We start from the raw sequence: 18,004 nt of genomic DNA, 5'->3' as shown, positions 1-18,004 counted from the left end.
CGCTCTCCCTCAGGCCGCCCGCTGCGCCGGCAGTACCTCGCCGACTGCCGCGACGAAGCGCGCGACGATGCGCTCGATGTCCGCCTCGGTGCAGATGAAGGGCGGCGCCAGCAGGACATGGTCGCCATGCACGCCATCGACGGTGCCGCCCATCGGATAGACCAGCAGGCCCTGCTGCATGGCCGCCGCCTTGAGCCTGGCGTGCGTCTTCAGCGCCGGATCGAGGGTCGCCTTGCTGGCGCGGTCGGCGACGAACTCCACGCCGACGAACAGGCCGCGTCCGCGCACGTCGCCCAGGTTGGGATGCGCGCCCAGTGCCTCGCGCAGGCGCGCACGCAGCTGCTCGCCGCGCGCCAGCACATTGGCCAGCAGCCCCTCCTCGGCGATGGTGCGCTGAACCGCCAGCGCCGCGGCGCAGGCGGTGGCATGGCCGATATAGGTATGACCGTGCTGGAAGAAGCCGCTGCCGCCCACGATGGCGTCGTAGATACGGTCGGTGCACAGGGTGGCGCCGATCGGCTGGTAGCCGGCGCCCAGCCCCTTGGCGATGGTGACGATGTCCGGGACCACGCCATCCTCCGCGCAGGCGAACAGGTGGCCGGTGCGGCCCATGCCGGACATCACCTCGTCCAGGATCAGCAGCACGCCGTACTTGTCGCACACCGCGCGGATGCGCTTCAGGTAGTCGGCCACCGGCGGCACCGCGCCGGCGGTAGCGCCCACCACCGTCTCGGCCACGAAGGCAGCCACGCTGTCCGGTCCGAGTTCGAGGATCTTGGCCTCCAGTTCGTCGGCCAGCCGCTGCGCATACTGCGTGCCGGTCTCGCCCGCGGCCTGGTCGCGGTAGGCATAGCACGGCGAGACATGGTGCGCGGGCACCAGCAGCGGCAGGAAGGGCTCGCGCCGCCAGGCGTTGCCGCCGATGGCCAGCGCGCCCAGCGTATTGCCGTGGTAGCTCTGGCGCCGCGCGATGAAATGGCGGCGCGTGCCCTGCCCGGTCTCGACGAAATACTGGCGCGCGAGCTTGAGCGCAGCCTCCACCGCCTCCGACCCGCCCGAGACGAAGTAGACGTGGTTGAGATCACCGGGTGCCGCCTCCGCCAGCGTGGCCGCGAGCGCCTCCGCCGGTTCCGTGGTGAAGAAGGAGGTATGCGCATAGGCCAGCGTCTGCACCTGGCGCTGGATCGCCTCGATCACGCGCGGATGGCCGTGCCCCAGGCAGGAAACGGCCGCGCCACCGGAGGCATCCAGATAGCGCTTGCCGTTGCTGTCGATCAGTTCGATACCCTGGCCGCCCACGGCCATGGGGAGGGCCTGGCGGGGATTGCGGTGGAATACGTGGGTCATGGAGAAGACGGAGAGGACGTGGCCGCACCGGCCTTGCGCCGGTGCGGCCTGGAAGTCGCCAGTATAGGAAAGCGCCCCGGCCAATGCAACATATGTTTCCTCAATAAAACACAAGATACATGCATTTCAAACCCGGATGGCAGCAGGGGCCAGCACGGCTGTCATGGAAGTTGTGCAACAATCGTTACACTCATCGCCCGGAATTCCCGATGCCATCCGACCCCCTTCAACCGCCACGCAGTCCCGACGAACTGCTCGCCCGGCTGCGCAGCCTGTTTCCCGAACTCAGCGCGCAATTCCAGGGTGGCGCACGCTACCTGCTCGACCATCCGCAAGACATTCCGGTGCTGTCGATGCGCAAGCTGGCCGGCAATGCCGGCGTGCAGCCCGCCACCTTGGTACGCCTGTCGCAGTTCCTCGGTTTCGACGGCTGGCAGAGCCTGCGCGAGTTGTTCGTCGACGTGCTGCGCGCCGGCCCGCAGCCGTACGCCAAGCGTGCCCGCAAGGTGGTGCGTGAGACCGAGTCGGGCAGGATGCTGGCCGAGATGCTGGAAGCGCAGCACCAGAACCTGGACCGCATCGCCAATGCCAACGCGCAATCGCTGCCGCGCGCGGCCGAGCTGATCGCGGCGGCGCCCAGCCTGCACATCGCCGGCTTCCGCGCCTGCTTCCCGATCGCCTTCACCTTCCACTATGTGTACCGGCTGTTCCGCAGTTCGGTGCATCTCGTGCGCGGCGAGGCGGGCACGCTGGAGATGGAACTGCGTGCGCTGGCGCCCGAGGATGCGGTCTTCGTGGCGAGCTTCGCGCCGTACTCGCAGGAGAGCATCCGCGTCGCCACGCTGGCGCGCGCCAGCGGCTGCACGGTCATCGCCCTGACCGACAGCACGGTGTCGCCGATCGCACTGGAGGCCGATTGCACCCTGCTGTTCTCGGTGGAGAGCCCGTCCTTCTTTCCCTCCGTCAGCGCCGGCGTGGCGACCGTCGAAGCCCTGGTCGAGCAACTGCTCGCCAAGCAGGGCAAGGGGGCGATCCGCGCCCTGGAACTGGCCGAAGGCCAGCTCCACCAGGCCGGCGCCTATGCGCCGGCCGGCGGCCGCTAGCGTCCAGGATCCTCAGCCAGCGGAAGCACGCGGCCCGGCAAGAAACCGTGCCAGGCCTGCCGGCGGACCGGGCCGGCGCACCAGCGATGCAGGACACCGGGCGCGCCGGCGCCCTCCTCCCCTGCCGCGGGCCTCATTCGAAGGCCTGGTCGTTCGGGTTGGCGTAGGCCTTCCTGACCATGTCGCTCATCGGGAATTCGAAGTTGATCCCCTTGGGCGGCACCGGCTTGTTGAACCACTTGTCATAGAGCGCCTCGATCTCGCCGCTCTTCATCAGGCCCGTCATCACGCCGTCGACCAGCTGTTTGAAGCCCGGATCGTCCTTGGGCATCATGAAACCGTAGGCCTCGAAGGATTGCGGCGTGCCCACCACGGTCCAGTCGGCAGGATTCTGCGCCAGCGTGCGGGCGCCGGAGAGCAGCACGTCGTCCATCATGAAGGCCGCGACGCGGCCGGACTGCAGGATCAGGAAGGACTCGCCGTAGTCCTTCGCGCTCTGGATGGTGATATTGGCCTTCTTCTCGTCGTTGAGCCGGCGCAGGATACGCTCGGACGTGGTGCCGGCGTTGGTGACCACGGTGCGGCCCGACAGATCGGCGAAATCGTGCACGGGGCCGTCCTTCTTCACCAGCAGGCGCGTGCCGGCCACGAAGAAGGTGGTGGAAAAGGCGACCTGCTGCTGGCGCGCCTTCAGGTTGGTGGTCACGCCGCACTCGAGGTCGACGGTGCCGTTCTGCACCAGCGAGATGCGGTTCTGCGAGGTGACCGGCACCATGCGCACCTGCAGCGCCGGCAGGCCGGTCGCCTTCTTCACCTGGGCGATGACGCGGTCGCAGATGTCCTGCGAGAAGCCCACCACCTTCTGGTTGCTGTCGTAGTACGAGAACGGGATGGACGAGGTGCGGTGCCCGATCGAAATCATGCCGGCCTGCTTGATCTTGCCCAGCGTCGGGCTGGCCGGCACGTCGGCGGCGCCGGCCACGCCCTGGGCCAGCAGGGAGGCCAGGCATGCGGCAACCAGGCTGGTGCGCTTCACGACTTTCATTCAATGCTCCTTGGGTTGGCATCCACGCGATGAGCCATCGCGATCCGGATGCTAAGCAATGAGCAACAACTGTTCCATCATGGATAACCATGAAACATATGTTATGAAATCCGCGAAAAGCAGCACATGGATCACAATAATCGTTCACTCGATGCCGGCGCTGGTGCACGCTGCCGCCCATGCACCCTGCCTGGGCACCGCGCCGACGGCGGCAGGCGTGCGACAATGCGGACCCGTCCGCCCGCGCCTGCAGCCGTTTCCCCGCCGTCATGTCCAGCACCACGCCCCCGCCGACCGAACGCATCGCCCTTGCCGGCCCCGCCGGCCATATCGATGTCCTGCGCGATGCGCCCGTGGGACCGATGCGCGGCGTGGCGGTGGTCGCCCACCCGCACCCCGAACTGGGCGGCACCGCCCTGCACAAGGTGCCGCAGCAACTGGCGCGGGCGCTGCAATCGTTCGGCTTCCTGACACTGCGGCCGAACTTCCGCGGCGTGGGCCGCAGCGAGGGCACGCATGACCAGGGCATCGGCGAGACCGAGGACCTGCTCGCGGTGGTCGCCAGCCTGCGCGCGGCGCATCCGGACGGGGAACTGGCGCTGGCCGGCTTCTCCTTCGGCGCTTTCGTGCAGTCGCACGTGGCCGGGCGCCTGGTGCAGGCAGGCGTGGCGATCCACCACCTGATCCTGGCCGGCATTCCTGCCGGCGCCATCGCCGGCCGCCGCGACTACGACACGCCGGCGGTGCCGGCCCATGCCCTGGTGGTGCACGGCGAACGCGACGAAACCGTGCCGCTGGGCCACGTGTTCGAGTGGGCCCGGCCGCAGCAGCTGCCGGTGGTGGTGATCCCCGGCGCGGACCATTTCTTCAGCGGGCGCCTGCCGGTACTGCGCGGCGTGGCGGAACGCTATCTGCGGCGGCCGCCCGAAGCCGCCTAGCCCGGACCGACGCCTGCCGCTTGGTGCCTGCGCTTGCGGTGGCAGGCCGACCATCTCCTGGCGGTAGCGCACGCCGATGCGGCACCCCGCCCCGGCTCCCCCCCCCCGATCGACGCCGCGGCACAAGCGCACAAGCGGTCATGCCGCGCAAAATCCTGTGGATAAGTCTTGGGATAAGTCCCTGGATAAGTGGCGGGACAAGTGTGGGACAAGTGCGGGAAAACTACCGGATAAGTGCCGGGAAAGCTGTGCGCAAGCTGTGCGCAAGTTGTGGAAACGCTGTGCGCAGCGTGTGGACAGGCGGCCGGCTGCACGCCCGCCCCCCGGCCCGGAAGCAGCCCTAGCCGTCGCGCCGGGCCGCCCTGACCACACAGTCGGACAGCCTGGCGAAGTGCCGCAAGGCGGCCTGGGTCAGTTCGACCTGCTTGCGCCGGGTGTCTTCCGTGTCGGACAACTGGATCCAGCCCTTCTCGCGCATGGACTTCAAGCGCGCATGCAGGGTCGAGGGAGAGCCCAGCTCGGCGTGGTGGATCAGGTCGCGCACGGAGAGCTGTGCCTTGGCCAGGCCGGCACGGCCGACACACTCCAGGATGCGCTGCTCCAGAGGATCCAGCGCGGGCAGCGAAGGCAGGCCGCGCACCGCTTCGGCAAGTTGCAGGAAACGCAAATAAATGTCAGCGGGTCGGGTCATGGGGTCGTTCCGAGGCTGGCGTCAGACTGGTTTGCGCTATGATCGGCACTCCGTTTCCGGCCGCCCGTTCACGCGCGCAGCCGCCATTCTATGTCAATGACCAAGCTCCGCCTGCAGGCCGGCATGGTGCTGGCGACGCTGCTGCTGTTCGTCGCGGCCCTGGCCTTGAACGAGTGCGTGTTCGCCCGCTCGGAATACGTGCGCGGCATCAACTGGATCTACCTGCCGGCAGGCGTGCGCCTGCTGTGCACCCTGCTGTTCGGCGAAGCCGGCGCGGTCGGCCTGCTGTTCGCGTCCTGGCTGGTCTGCTTCGGTTACTTCTTCCCGCACGACTTCAGCCGCGCCTTCATGGGTGGCATCATCGCCGCCGTCGCACCCTACCTTGTCTACCGGCTGGCGCAGCTGCGCTTCGGCCTGAAGGCCTCGCTGGTCAACCTGACACCGCGGCGCCTGCTCGCCTGCGTCCTTGCCTATTCGGTCGCCAGCCCGCTGCTGTACCACGCATGGCTGTTCCTCAGCGGCGCGCGGGAACACCTGCTGCAGGGCCTGCTGGTGATGTTCGTGGGCGACCTCAGCGGCACGCTGATCGTGATCTACACGCTCAAGGGGCTGCTGACCCTGTGCACCCGCCGCTCGACCAAGCTGCCCTGCTGAAGTCGCAGGTGCGGGCACGAAAAGGCCCGCGCGACAGCGGGCGCGGGCTCGGGATCCTTGCGCAGATGGTTTGCCCACAGGAGCGTCATGGGTGGATCGCAGCGCGGGGAAGAGCGCGGGGAAAAACAAGTGTGAAGCGCGTCTTTCCGTTTGCGGAGGCGACGGATATATCCCCTCCATGCGCGGCCATGATGGCGCGCGTGATCGGCAGGCCAAGGCCGCTGCTGTCGGATTCCGGGCGCACCCGCGACTTGTCGCCGCGAAAAAACCGGTCAAACAACGATGCCAGCAGCTCGACGGCAATCTCCGGGCCGGTGTTCTCCACGGCGATGCTGACTTCGTGCATATCGGAGCTCGCCTCGATCAGGACTTTCCCATCAGCCGGCGTATGGCGCAATGCGTTGGACAGCAAGTTGCTCAGCGCCCGTCGCAGCATCAGGCGATCTCCCTCGATCGTGGCTTGCCCCCGCCATTCGAATTCAATGCCCTTGTCTTCGGCCAATGCCTCGTAGAACTCGAACAGCGCGGACACTTCGGACTCGACGGAGATGACCTCCTTGTGTGGCAGGTCAAGGCCGTGCTCCATCTTGGCCAGGTAGAGCATGTCGGAGACCATCCGCGAAAGCCGTTGCAACTCCTCGGCATTGGAGGCGAGTATCTCGCGATACCTGGCGGCGTCCCGGGGCTGCGAAAGCGCGACCTGCGTCTGGGTCATCAGGTTTGTCAGCGGTGTGCGCAGGTCATGTGCCAGGTCTGACGAGAAGTCCGACAGCCGCCGGAAGTCGTCCTGCAAGCGGTCGAGCATGGCATTCAGATCGGATGCCAGGTCCGCCATTTCCACCGGTACGGCATCGACCGGCATTCTCTCGGAGAGCTTCTCGCCCGTGACGGTCTGCGCGCGCGATGCCATGGTCCGCAGCGGCAGCAAGCCGCGCCGCGCCGCCCACCAGCCGAGGACGCCGCTGGCAAGCGCCGCCAGCGCGACATAGAAGACCAATGACTTGCGGAATGCCCGCATGAAATGCGCATGGATCTCGGTGTCCATGGCAAGAACGACTTCCACGGATTGGCCATCCTGCGCCACCATCGATGCCCGCAGCGCGCGATACGCCTTGCCGGCGTCGGTCCACTGGATGACGTCACCCTTGTCACCGTGCTGCTCCAGCGCCTCGAGGGCGAGCGTGGTGTCGAATCCGGGCGAGGCATAGTGTGTGCGACCCGGAGCATCGCGCACCAATACCAGCAGCCCTGCGTGATGCTGGTAGGTCTCGGTGAGACGTGCTGGCAATGTCGCGGTCGAACCCATGGTAATGGTGCTTTCCACCAGGCGCATATTGTCGCGCAGCATGACGTAGTCTTCGTCGGCAAAATGCCGGTTCATGGCCGTGTAGATCAGCAGGCCAAGTCCTAGCAGCACGCAGGTCGACGACAGGGAGAACAATGCCGTCAGGCGCGTGGTGAGCGAATACCTGCGCATCAGGCGTCGTCCCCGGGTGCCTCCAGCACGTAACCCATGCCGCGTATCGTCTGGATCAGCTTCGTTTCGTATTCGTCGTCGATCTTCGCGCGCAGGCGACGGATGGCAACGTCGATGACATTGCTGTCGCTGTCAAAATTCATGTCCCAGATCTGGGAGGCGATCAAGGACCGAGGCAGCACTTCGCCCCGACGTCTCGCCAGCAGCTCGAGCAGTGCGAACTCCTTGTTGGTCAAGACGATCTTGCGACCGGCCCGGATAGCCCGGCGGCGCGCGAGATCCAGTACCAGGTCGCCGACCTGAACGCGATCGATGGGCTGGCTACCGGCGCCGCGCCGCAGCAGTGTCCTGACCCTGGCAAGCAGTTCGGCAAAGGCGAACGGCTTCACCAGATAGTCATCGGCACCCAGTTCCAGACCCTTCACGCGATCGGCGACGCTGTCTCGCGCTGTCAGGAACAGAGCGGGCACGGGATTCTCCGAGGCACGCAAGCGCTGCAAGACTTTCCAGCCATCCAGGTCCGGGAGCATGACATCGAGAATCAACAGGTCGTAGCTCTCCGTCGAGGCCATATGCAGGCCGTCCTGACCATTGCGCACGAGATCCACCACAAAACCTGCTTCCGAGAGGCCCTGGCGCAGGTATTCGCCCGTCTTCGCTTCATCCTCGACCACCAGCAGCTTCATCGCCTCTCCCCGTCCGCACGCATCCTGGATTCCCTTGATCCCGAAACGACGCCAGTGTACGGGCTGGAGGGAACATTACGCCCACCTTACTGGAATGTAATATTCGAGTCATTTCAAAGTTAGCCCGGGATCTCTAATCTTCGCTCGTGGCACCATTGCGAGGTGCCAGAGAAATAGGGAAGAGGAACCACTTCATGCGTTCGAAAACCTCCGCGGGCTTCGTTCTGCCCGGGCCTCATGGCCTTTCCAGGCGTCGCTTCGTCCAGGGACTGGCTGCCGGTGGCGTACTGGGAGCACTAGGCGGATTGCCGACGGGAGCCTGGCCTCAAGCGACATCCGCCCGGCCACACGCCGGCAGCGGTACTGCGCCCGTGCTGCGCGGTAGCGAGTTCGATCTGGTCATCGAGGATGCCGCGGTGAACTTCACCGGCAGGCCGGGCGTTGCGCAGACCATCAACGGAATGCTGCCTGGCCCCACGCTGTGCTGGCGCAAGGGCGATACCGTCACCATTCGTGTCACGAACCGCCTGAACGAGCCAACCTCGATCCATTGGCACGGCATCATCCTGCCGTTCCAGATGGACGGGGTGCCCGGCATCAGCTTTGCCGGGATCGCGCCCGGCGAAACGTTCACATACCGGTTCAAGGTCGAGCAAACGGGCAGCTACTGGTATCACTCGCACTCGGGCTTCCAGGAGATGACGGGCGTCTACGGTGGCCTGATCATCGAAGGCGACGGCGACCCCGTCCGCGCCGACCGGGACTACTCCGTGCTGTTGTCGGACTGGACAGACGAGGACCCGATGCGGGTGCTCTCCAAGCTCAAGGTCCGGAGCGACTATTACAACTACAACCAGCCCACGGTCCTGGATTTCTTCCGTGACATCTCCCATGACGGCCTCAAGGCCGCCTTGGACAAGCGGAAGATGTGGAACCAGATGCGAATGAACCCGACGGATCTTGCCGACCTGTCCGGGGCAACGCTCACCTACCTCATGAACGGGGTCACGCCTGCCGGCAACTGGACGGGGCTTTTCCGTCCGGGCGAAAAGGTGCGGCTCCGCTTCATCAATGGTGCGGGCAATACCTTCTACGATGTGCGCATTCCGGGACTCAAGCTTAAGGTGGTCCAGGTCGATGGCCAGAACATCGAACCGGTCACCATCGACGAATTCCGCTTCGGGCCTGGCGAGACATGCGACGTGCTGGTCGAACCGACCGACGAAGCTCACACCATCTTTGCGCAAAGCATGGACCGGACAGGCTTTGCCCGCGGCACGCTGGCCGCTCGTGAGGGGCTTCAGGCGCCGGTGCCCGCGCCGGACAAGGTGGAATGGCTCGCCATGGCCGACATGATGGGGAGCATGGGCCATGGCGGCATGGATCATGCCGCGATGAACCATGGAGCCATGCCCATGGAGCACAGCCAGCATGGTGGCATGGCGATGGACCATAGCCAGCACACCATCTCCGGCAGGCAAGGCATGGAGGTGGCAGATCCGCTCAAGGTGCCCAGCACGAAGGCGCGGCACGCGCGCACGGAGTACGGCGCCAGCACGGACATGCGTGTCGACATGGCACGGACCAATCTCGACGATCCCGGCATCGGACTGCGCAACAACGGGCGACGCGTCCTGACTCTGTCGGACCAGCACACGATTGGCGGCGCGATGGATGCGCGCGGCCCGGGGCGCGAGGTGGAGCTGCACTTGACGGGAAACATGGAACGCTATGCCTGGTCGCTCGACGGCGTGGAATTCGGCCAGTCGACGCCTGTCTTCTTCAAGCACGGCGAGCGACTACGGGTCATCCTGCACAACGACACGATGATGACGCACCCGATGCATCTGCACGGCATGTGGAGCGAGCTGGAAACGCCGGACGGATCTTTTCAGGCGCGGCGCCACACCATTCCCGTGCAGCCGGCGCAACGCATCAGCTTTCTGGTCACGGCCGATGCGCTGGGGCGCTGGGCATGGCACTGCCACCTGATGCTGCATATGGACGCAGGCATGTTCCGCGAAGTGGTGGTGGCCTGATGCTTCAGTTCCCGAAGGCTTATCGCATGCGCCATCCGAAAGCGACACTGCTTGCCGTGCTGGTCGCCGGCACAACCACGATGCCGGCATGGGCGCAACATTCCCATGGCGACCATGCCGCGCCACAGGCTGCGGGTGCCGCCCCCTCAGCGCCCGGGGCCGAGGGTGCGTCCGCAGCGCCGCTGCAAGGCATGGATGGCGACACCATGCCAACGATGGATGGCGGCGAGATGCAGGGCATGGACGGAGAGCCGATCCAGACCATGGACGGTGCGTCACCGCCGACGACGACCATGGACCATGGCGACATGCAGATGCAGGGTGGCAGCGCCCCCGCCGATGCTCGTGATCCACATGCCTATTCAGGTGGATACCAACTCGGTGTCGGAAAATACGCGCTCGGTGACCATCGCCAGCTTCATATGGCAGACGAACACCTGTTCGCGTCGGTGCTTGTCGATCGACTCGAATGGACGCGCGGAGCCGACAGCAATGCTGCATCGTACGAGGCGCAAGCCTGGTTCGGAAGCACCTACAACAAGTTCGTGATCAAGGCGGAAGGCGAGGCTGAGCGCGGAAAGGTCCATGACGCACGCACGGAACTCCTGTGGGGCCACGCGGTGGCAACGTACTGGGACACGCAACTGGGTTTCCGCAACGATGCCGGCTATGGACGCCCAGGCCGCAACTGGCTCGCATTCGGTGTGCAGGGACTGGCTCCCTACTGGTTCGAGGTGGACGCAACGGGATACGTCGGCACCGAAGGCCGCACTGCACTGCGGCTGTCCGCCGAATACGAACTGCTGATCACCCAGCGGTTGATCCTGCAGCCGCGCCTCGAGGCCAATCTGTACGGCAAGAGCGATCCTGCCGTGGGCGTCGGCAGCGGCCTTTCAAACGGCACCATCGGGATTCGATTGCGTTATGAAATCAGCCGGCAGTTCGCCCCGTACATCGGCGTCGAACGGTACCAGACGTTCGGCAACACGGCGGACCTGGTCCGGGCCTCTGGCGGCCGCAGTGGAGAAACGCGGTTTGTTGCCGGTGTACGGCTCTGGTTCTGATTCCCGCATCATCACCATCGAAGGAAAGTCCATGACATCCATGATCTCCGCGGCTAGGCCGCTGCTGGCGGCCGCCGCCATCCTTGCCAGCACCGCTGCGCTGGCACATCCCAGGCTGGTCAGTTCATCGCCCGCCGAAGGGGCGGAAGGCGCCGCCCCCCAAAGGATCGAACTGCACTTCTCCGAGAACCTGGTCAAGCAATTCTCCGGCGCCAATCTGGTCATGACCGGCATGCCGGGAATGAGCGATCACGCCGCCATGAAGGTGACCAGCTCGGTCTCCGGGGGCGACGATCCGAAGACCATGCTCATTACGCCGAAGAGCCCATTGGTGCCGGGCACCTACCGTGTGGAGTGGCGTGCCGTGTCCTCGGATACACACTCGATCACGGGTGCCATCAACTTCAAGGTGAACTGAGCGCATGCAGGTCGACTGGATGAATGTACTGGTGCGATTCGCACTGTATCTGGATCTGATGCTCGTGTTCGGCCTGCCCATGTTTGCCTGCTATGCGTTGCAAGGCGCCGAACGGATCTCCCCGCTCGCGCGCCAGTACATCAAGTGGACCGCCGCGGCCAGCGCGGCGGGCATCATGCTGTCTGGAATCGAGATGCTTGTGATGGCAAAAGCCATGACCGGAGCCTCGGCATACTCGGATCTGAGCGTCCACGTCTTCGAGATGATGGTGACCGGAACCGGCTTCGGTACCGCATGGTCCGGTCGACAGATCGGGCTGCTCGCCAGCCTCCTCATCACGCTCGCCTTGGCAAGGCGACCCTCCGCTCAGATCCGCCTGCTGGCACTGACGGGGGCGGTGGCGCTGTCCTCGCTGGCCTGGGCGGGGCACGGCGCCATGGACGACGGGGATCGCCGCGTCATCCACCTGCTCGCCGATATCGCGCATCTGCTCGCGGCCGGGGCATGGGTCGGCGCGCTCGCCGCCTTCGTTCTGCTTGGCAAGGCGACGCAACGTGATGCGACCCTGCTGAGTCTTCTGGCGCGGACTGCGCATGGTTTCGCGCGGCCAGGGAGTGTCATCGTGGCAACGCTGGTCGTAACCGGTACCGCAAACTATTGGCTCATCGCCGGGTTGCCCTCGGCATCCGCAATGCGCACGTCTTACGGCATGTTGCTGCTGATCAAGCTCGCACTGTTCGGGACCATGCTCGTCATGGCGGCGTTGAACAGGTATCGGCTGACTCCCAGGCTGGCTGCCGAGATCCGGATCGGCAACGCAGTGGGAGCCAGCCGGGCCCTGCGCAGAAGCCTGCAGTGGGAGATGGCGACGTCGATCGCGGTGCTCGTCGCAGTTGCGATCCTGGGCGTGTTATCGCCAGACGCCTAAGGTGCCGCTCGGATATCGGGAACCTGCGACAGACGCGCCGCGATCGCTTCCGGCGTATCTGGTGCCTTCCTTCGTGTGGCGAACATCTGTTGACGGCCTCGTGGTCGCCTGAGATGAAACAAAAACCCCGCACGAGGCGGGGTAGATGTTGACAGCTTTCCGTGACGGAATCTCAGAACGGGATATCGTCGTCCATGTCCTCGAAGCCGTTCGACGGTGCCTGCTGCTGGCGCCGTGCGCCGCCCTGCTGGCCACCGCCCTGACCGCCGCCCTGACCGCCGCCCTGGCCGCGGCCACCGCCGTAGCCACCGCCCGAGGCCTCGCGGCCGCCGCCGTAGCCACCACCACCGCCACCGCCGCCCATGTCGTCACCGCCGCCACCCATACCCTGGCGCGCCCCCAGCATCTGCATCTGGTCGGCGACGATCTCGGTGCTGTACTTGTCCTGGCCGGACTGGTCCTGCCACTTGCGGGTGCGGATGCGCCCTTCGATGTAGACCTGGGAGCCCTTGCGCAGGTACTGGCCGGCGATCTCGGCGAGCTTGCCGAAGAAGGCCACGCGGTGCCATTCGGTCAGCTCCTTCATGTCGCCGCTGGCCTTGTCGCGATAGCGGTCGGTGGTAGCCAGGCGGATGTTGGTCACGGCGTCGCCGCTGGGCATGTAGCGGGTTTCCGGGTCCGCGCCCAGGTTGCCGACGAGAATGACTTTGTTGACCGATGCCATATGATGATCTCCGAAGACCACGCCCTGCGAGTCCAGACAAGTGGCGTGGCAATACCCTGACGATTGCTGCGAGGCGCCGTGGCGGCATCGCGGCCGCCGCTGCGCGCCAGCTGGCGCAACGGCATCCGGACGCGCATCGGCGGCCACGTAAACGAACAACGCGCACCCGGCCAGGAAGTCGGGCGCGCGGTCATGCTAAAGCCTGCGGCTGGCCGGAAACGTTGCAAAACGACGCGATTCGATGTGATCGATGCGCCGGCGCGGCCGGCCGGGCCGCTCAGTGCTCCGGCTAGTGCGCCGGTGCCGGCGTGCCGCCCTGACCCCGGGCCGGCGGCGGCTTCATGCTCCAGGCGATTATAAGCCAGAGCACCAGCACGGCCGCGCAGGCATAGAACACGGCGCCATGTCCCTCGTGCTTGAGGATCCAGCCGCCCACGGCGCCGCCCAGGAACAGGCCAAGCGCCTGCGTCGTGTTGTACACGCCCAGCGCCGCGCCGCGCGAGGCCGCCGCGTAGCGCGACACCAGCGAGGGCTGCATGGCTTCCAGCACGTTGAAGGCGACGAAGAACAGCAGCAGGACGCCGACGATGCTCCAGAAACCGTGCACGCCCGCGAACAGCAGCTGCACCACCGTCATCAGCGCCACCGAGCTGAGCAGCACGGGACGTACCTTGCCATAGCGTTCGGCCGCCATCATCGGAGCCAGCATCAACAGGAAGGACACCAGCACCACCGGCAGGTAGACCTTCCAGTGCTGGTCCAGCGGCATGCCCGCCTCGGTCAGCATGGCCGGCACCACCATGAACATCGCCACCTGGCTCGCGTGCAGGGCCAGCACGCCGACGTTGAGGCGCGCCAGGTCGGCATTGAGCAGCACGCTGCGGAACGGCAGGCGCACCGGATGCGGCGGCGGCGGGCTCGGCACCACGAACAGGGTGACGCCGATCGCCACCACGCCCAGCACCGACATCAGCGCGAAGATGCCGTGCATGCCGATCGAGTGCAGCAGCGGCGAGGCGATCACCAGCGACAGGGCAAAGGTCAAGCCGATGCTGCCGCCGACCATGGCCATGGCCTTGGTGCGGTGCCGCTCGCGCGTGAGGTCGGCAATGCAGGCGGTGATGGCCGCCGAGATCGCGCCCATGCCTTGCAGCGCGCGGCCGATGATGATGCCGGTCAGCGTATCCGAGAAGGCGGCCACCGCGCCGCCGGCGATGAACAGCAGCAGGCCGCCGACCATCACCGGCTTGCGGCCGATGCGATCGGACAGCCAGCCGAGCGGAATGTGCAGGAAGGCCTGCATCAGGCCATAAATGCCCATCGCCAGGCCGACGCGCTGGGCGTCGTGGCCGTCGGGCAGGCCGCGCGCGTATTCGGCGAACACCGGCAGGATCAGGAACAGGCCCAGCATGCGCAGGGCGAAGATGCTGGCCAGCGACAGGCTGGCACGCAGTTCGGCGCGGGTCATGCGCTCGCGCGCGGCGCCGGCCTGGGCGTCCGTGGCGGCACCTTGGGAAGAAGACGGGATCGACGGCATCGCGGTCGTTGGGGGAAAGGTTCGGACAGGTCGGCAGCTGCGCACTCCGGCCCGGCGGCCAACCGGCGCCGGCAGATTCGATCGCGCCGGCGGCGGGAAGTTGCCGGCTTCGCGGCGGGCACGGCCTGCGACCGATCGCCGCAGCAGCCTGCCGCTCGTGGCGGCATCCGGCGCGCCTGGACAGGCTGACAACCCGGGAAACCGAAGTTCGGTATATTAACAGGTTTGCCCCTTCGCGCTTCGCGGGCCACATCCCCGGCCCTGCCTTGAAAACAGGCGTGCCTGGGCACACTTTTCCCGCTTCGCCTCTTGCTGGCCCGCCCCGCCTCCCGGCCTGCCCGGCGGCACTGGAAATGGCGCATGATGCACATTAAGGAAGCGGCCTGGCGGGGACGGGCCTGAATGCGTGAGAACTCGGCGTATGGACGAAATCAAGATCCGTGGGGCACGTACCCATAACCTGAAGAACATCAATCTCGACCTGCCGCGCAACCAGCTGGTCGTGATCACCGGCCTGTCGGGCTCGGGCAAGTCGTCGCTGGCCTTCGACACGCTCTATGCCGAAGGCCAGCGGCGCTACGTCGAGTCGCTGTCGGCCTACGCGCGCCAGTTCCTGCAGATGATGGAAAAGCCCGACGTCGACCTGATCGAGGGCCTGTCCCCTGCCATCTCCATCGAGCAGAAGGCCACCAGCCACAACCCGCGCTCCACCGTGGGCACGGTGACCGAGATCCACGACTACCTGCGCCTGCTGTTTGCGCGCGCCGGCACCCCGTACTGCCCCGACCACGGGCTGGCCCTGGAGGCGCAGAGCGTGTCGCAGATGGTGGATGCCGTGCTGGCGCTGCCCGAGGACACCAAGCTGATGATCCTGGCGCCGGTGGTCACCGATCGCAAGGGCGAGCACGGCGACCTGTTCGACGCCATGCAGGCGCAGGGCTTCGTGCGCTTCCGCATCCGCTCGGGCGGCGGCGCCGCGCACGAGGCGCCGGCCGCGGTCTACGAGGCCGACGCCCTGCCCAAGCTGAAGAAGACCGAGAAGCACACCATCGACGTGGTGGTGGACCGCGTCAAGGTGCGCGCCGACATCAAGCAGCGCCTGGCCGAGTCCTTCGAGACCGCGCTGCGCCTGGCTGACGGCCGTGCCGTCGCGCTGGAGCTCGACAGCGGGCATGAGCACCTGTTCAGCTCCAAGTTCGCCTGCCCGATCTGCTCCTATTCGCTGCAGGAGCTGGAGCCGCGGCTGTTCTCCTTCAACAACCCGATGGGCGCCTGCCCGAGTTGCGATGGCCTGGGCCAGATCACCTTCTTCGATCCGAAGCGGGTGGTGGCCTTTCCCAATCTGTCGCTGGCCTCGGGTGCGATCAAGGGCTGGGACCGCCGCAACCAGTTCTACTTCCAGATGCTGCAGAGCCTGGCGGCCTTCTACGACTTCGACACCGACACCCCCTTCGAGGACCTGCCGGAAACGGTGCAGAAGGTGGTGCTGCACGGCTCGGGCGAGCAACAGATCCCGTTCTCCTACATCAACGAGCGCGGGCGCACCACGGTGCGCGAGCATGCCTTCGAGGGCATCATCCCCAACCTGGAGCGGCGCTACCGCGAGACCGACTCGGTGGCGGTGCGCGAGGAACTGGCCAAGTACCAGAACAACCAGCCCTGCCCGGCCTGCCAGGGCACGCGCCTGCGCACCGAGGCGCGCCACGTCAAGGTCGGCGACGGCGGGCAGGCACGCGCCATCTTCGAGATCAATGGCTGGCCGCTGCGCGACGCGCTGACCTGGTTCCTGACGCTGGACCTGCACGGCGCCAAGCGCGAGATCGCCGACAAGATCGTCAAGGAAATCACTGCGCGGCTGAACTTCCTCAACAATGTCGGGCTGGACTACCTGTCGCTGGAGCGCAGCGCCGACACGCTGTCGGGCGGCGAGGCCCAGCGCATCCGCCTCGCCTCGCAGATCGGCTCGGGCCTGACCGGCGTGATGTACGTGCTGGACGAGCCGTCGATCGGCCTGCACCAGCGCGACAACGACCGCCTGATCGGCACCCTCAAGCACCTGCGCGACATCGGCAACTCGGTGCTGGTGGTCGAGCATGACGAAGACATGATCCGCGCCAGCGACTACGTGGTCGACATGGGCCCGGGCGCCGGCGTGCACGGCGGCATGGTGGTGGCCGAAGGCACGCCGGGCGAGGTCGAGGCGGCGCCCGCCTCGCTGACCGGCCAGTACCTGTCCGGCGCGCGCCGCATCGCGGTGCCGGCCGAGCGCGCCGCACCCGACGCGGAGCGCCTGCTGCGCATCGTCAACGCCAGCGGCAACAACCTGAAGCACGTCAACGCCGAGATCCCGGTCGGGCTGCTGACCTGCGTCACCGGCGTGTCCGGCTCGGGCAAGTCGACGCTGATCAACGATACGCTGTACAACGCCGTGGCACGCCACCTGTACGGCTCCACGCCGGAGCCGGCGCCCTACGAGCGCATCGACGGGCTGGAGCACTTCGACAAGGTCATCAACGTCGACCAGAGCCCGATCGGGCGCACGCCGCGCTCGAACCCCGCCACCTACACCGGCCTCTTCACGCCGATCCGCGAGTTGTTCGCCGGGGTGCCATCGGCCAAGGAACGCGGCTACGACCCGGGCCGCTTCTCCTTCAACGTCAAGGGCGGACGCTGCGAGTCCTGCCAGGGCGACGGCGTGATCAAGGTGGAGATGCACTTCCTGCCCGACGTCTACGTGCCCTGCGATGTCTGCCACGGCAAGCGCTACAACCGCGAGACACTGGAGGTGCTGTACAAGGGCCGCAACATCTCCGAGGTGCTCGAACTGACGGTGGAGCAGGCGCACGAGTTCTTCGGCGCGGTGCCGGTGATCCGGCGCAAGCTGCAGACCCTGCTCGACGTCGGCCTGGGCTACATCCGGCTGGGGCAGTCGGCCACCACGCTGTCCGGCGGCGAGGCGCAGCGCGTCAAGCTGTCGCTGGAACTCTCCAAGCGCGACACCGGCCGCACCCTGTACATCCTCGACGAGCCCACCACCGGCCTGCACTTCCATGACATCGAGCTGCTGCTCAAGGTCATCCACAAGTTGCGCGACCAGGGCAATACGGTGGTCATCATCGAGCACAACCTGGACGTGATCAAGACCGCGGACTGGCTGCTCGACCTGGGTCCCGAGGGCGGCGCCGGCGGCGGGCAGATCGTCGCGCGCGGCACGCCGGAGGATGTCGCGGCCAGCAAGGCGAGCTTCACCGGCCGCTACCTGGCACCGCTGCTGACGCGCGGCTAGGCGTTCGCCGCCGCGCTTGCCATGGCGCTTGCATTCGCGCCGGCGGCACCTACCATGGACTGCAGCG

At 66.5% G+C, this 18,004-nt stretch carries 15 protein-coding genes; 8 read left to right on the top strand and 7 right to left on the bottom strand.

The window, feature by feature from the left end; genetic code table 11:
- Nucleotides 1-9 precede the first annotated feature (9 nt).
- Complete coding sequence (locus BKK80_RS03785) at nucleotides 10-1,347, bottom strand: aspartate aminotransferase family protein (protein WP_071070659.1); 1,338 nt, start codon at nucleotides 1,345-1,347, stop codon at nucleotides 10-12.
- 209 nt (nucleotides 1,348-1,556) lie between these two features.
- Here BKK80_RS03785 and BKK80_RS03780 point away from each other — a divergent pair, with 209 nt between their 5' ends.
- The gene (locus tag BKK80_RS03780; protein ID WP_071068604.1) at nucleotides 1,557-2,450 is read left to right on the top strand and encodes a MurR/RpiR family transcriptional regulator; all 894 of its coding nucleotides are present in this window, start codon (nucleotides 1,557-1,559) and stop codon (nucleotides 2,448-2,450) included.
- Nucleotides 2,451-2,583: 133 nt separating this feature from the next.
- On the opposite strand, the gene BKK80_RS03775 is transcribed toward BKK80_RS03780, so the two are convergent.
- Nucleotides 2,584-3,495, bottom strand: a complete 912-nt coding sequence (locus BKK80_RS03775; protein WP_071010938.1) for a glutamate/aspartate ABC transporter substrate-binding protein — start codon at nucleotides 3,493-3,495, stop codon at nucleotides 2,584-2,586.
- A gap of 269 nt (nucleotides 3,496-3,764) precedes the next feature.
- Between BKK80_RS03775 and BKK80_RS03770 the strand changes: the two genes are divergently transcribed.
- Nucleotides 3,765-4,433, top strand: coding sequence for an alpha/beta hydrolase (locus BKK80_RS03770; protein ID WP_071010937.1), 669 nt, complete (start codon nucleotides 3,765-3,767; stop codon nucleotides 4,431-4,433).
- Between the two features lie 340 nt (nucleotides 4,434-4,773).
- Here the strand turns inward: BKK80_RS03770 and BKK80_RS03765 are convergent, their stop codons facing one another.
- Nucleotides 4,774-5,124 carry a MarR family transcriptional regulator gene (locus BKK80_RS03765; protein WP_071010936.1) on the bottom strand — a complete coding sequence of 117 codons (351 nt, stop codon included), beginning with the start codon at nucleotides 5,122-5,124 and terminating at the stop codon, nucleotides 4,774-4,776.
- A gap of 96 nt (nucleotides 5,125-5,220) precedes the next feature.
- Between BKK80_RS03765 and BKK80_RS03760 the strand changes: the two genes are divergently transcribed.
- A complete protein-coding gene (locus BKK80_RS03760; RefSeq protein ID WP_071010935.1) occupies nucleotides 5,221-5,778 on the top strand; it encodes a hypothetical protein in 558 nt (185 codons plus the stop codon).
- Between the two features lie 85 nt (nucleotides 5,779-5,863).
- On the opposite strand, the gene BKK80_RS03755 is transcribed toward BKK80_RS03760, so the two are convergent.
- Nucleotides 5,864-7,255 carry a heavy metal sensor histidine kinase gene (locus BKK80_RS03755; RefSeq protein WP_071068603.1) on the bottom strand — a complete coding sequence of 464 codons (1,392 nt, stop codon included), beginning with the start codon at nucleotides 7,253-7,255 and terminating at the stop codon, nucleotides 5,864-5,866.
- On the bottom strand, nucleotides 7,255-7,941 hold the full coding sequence (locus BKK80_RS03750; RefSeq protein ID WP_071010933.1) for a heavy metal response regulator transcription factor: 687 nt from the start codon (nucleotides 7,939-7,941) through the stop codon (nucleotides 7,255-7,257). The genes BKK80_RS03755 and BKK80_RS03750 overlap by 1 nt, the downstream gene beginning before the upstream one ends.
- Before the next feature lie 194 nt (nucleotides 7,942-8,135).
- On the opposite strand from BKK80_RS03750, the gene BKK80_RS03745 reads away from it, so the two are divergent.
- Genes BKK80_RS03745 through copD form a run of 4 tightly spaced genes read left to right on the top strand, consistent with a single transcriptional unit; the run spans nucleotide 8,136 to nucleotide 12,390 of the window.
- Nucleotides 8,136-9,980 carry a copper resistance system multicopper oxidase gene (locus tag BKK80_RS03745; protein WP_071010932.1) on the top strand — a complete coding sequence of 615 codons (1,845 nt, stop codon included), beginning with the start codon at nucleotides 8,136-8,138 and terminating at the stop codon, nucleotides 9,978-9,980.
- Complete coding sequence (locus BKK80_RS03740) at nucleotides 9,980-11,044, top strand: copper resistance protein B (RefSeq protein WP_418235880.1); 1,065 nt, start codon at nucleotides 9,980-9,982, stop codon at nucleotides 11,042-11,044. The genes BKK80_RS03745 and BKK80_RS03740 overlap by 1 nt, the downstream gene beginning before the upstream one ends.
- Nucleotides 11,045-11,075: 31 nt before the next feature.
- Nucleotides 11,076-11,462, top strand: a complete 387-nt coding sequence (copC, locus tag BKK80_RS03735) for a copper homeostasis periplasmic binding protein CopC (RefSeq protein ID WP_071068602.1) — start codon at nucleotides 11,076-11,078, stop codon at nucleotides 11,460-11,462.
- Between the two features lie 4 nt (nucleotides 11,463-11,466).
- Nucleotides 11,467-12,390 (top strand): copper homeostasis membrane protein CopD, encoded by a 924-nt coding sequence (gene copD, locus BKK80_RS03730; protein WP_071068601.1) that lies wholly within the window; start codon nucleotides 11,467-11,469, stop codon nucleotides 12,388-12,390.
- 172 nt (nucleotides 12,391-12,562) lie between these two features.
- Here the strand turns inward: copD and BKK80_RS03725 are convergent, their stop codons facing one another.
- Together BKK80_RS03725 and BKK80_RS03720 are read right to left on the bottom strand one after the other, a co-directional pair.
- Complete coding sequence (locus tag BKK80_RS03725; RefSeq protein ID WP_071010929.1) at nucleotides 12,563-13,114, bottom strand: single-stranded DNA-binding protein; 552 nt, start codon at nucleotides 13,112-13,114, stop codon at nucleotides 12,563-12,565.
- Between the two features lie 289 nt (nucleotides 13,115-13,403).
- Nucleotides 13,404-14,651, bottom strand: coding sequence for an MFS transporter (locus BKK80_RS03720; RefSeq protein ID WP_071010928.1), 1,248 nt, complete (start codon nucleotides 14,649-14,651; stop codon nucleotides 13,404-13,406).
- A gap of 421 nt (nucleotides 14,652-15,072) precedes the next feature.
- On the opposite strand from BKK80_RS03720, the gene uvrA reads away from it, so the two are divergent.
- Nucleotides 15,073-17,937 carry an excinuclease ABC subunit UvrA gene (uvrA, locus tag BKK80_RS03715; protein ID WP_071068600.1) on the top strand — a complete coding sequence of 955 codons (2,865 nt, stop codon included), beginning with the start codon at nucleotides 15,073-15,075 and terminating at the stop codon, nucleotides 17,935-17,937.
- Nucleotides 17,938-18,004 lie beyond the last annotated feature (67 nt).

This window comes from Cupriavidus malaysiensis (assembly GCF_001854325.1).
GTDB classification, from domain to species: domain Bacteria; phylum Pseudomonadota; class Gammaproteobacteria; order Burkholderiales; family Burkholderiaceae; genus Cupriavidus; species Cupriavidus malaysiensis.
Note: the sequence above shows the minus strand (reverse complement) of the source record. Positions and strands in the feature narration are given on the sequence as shown.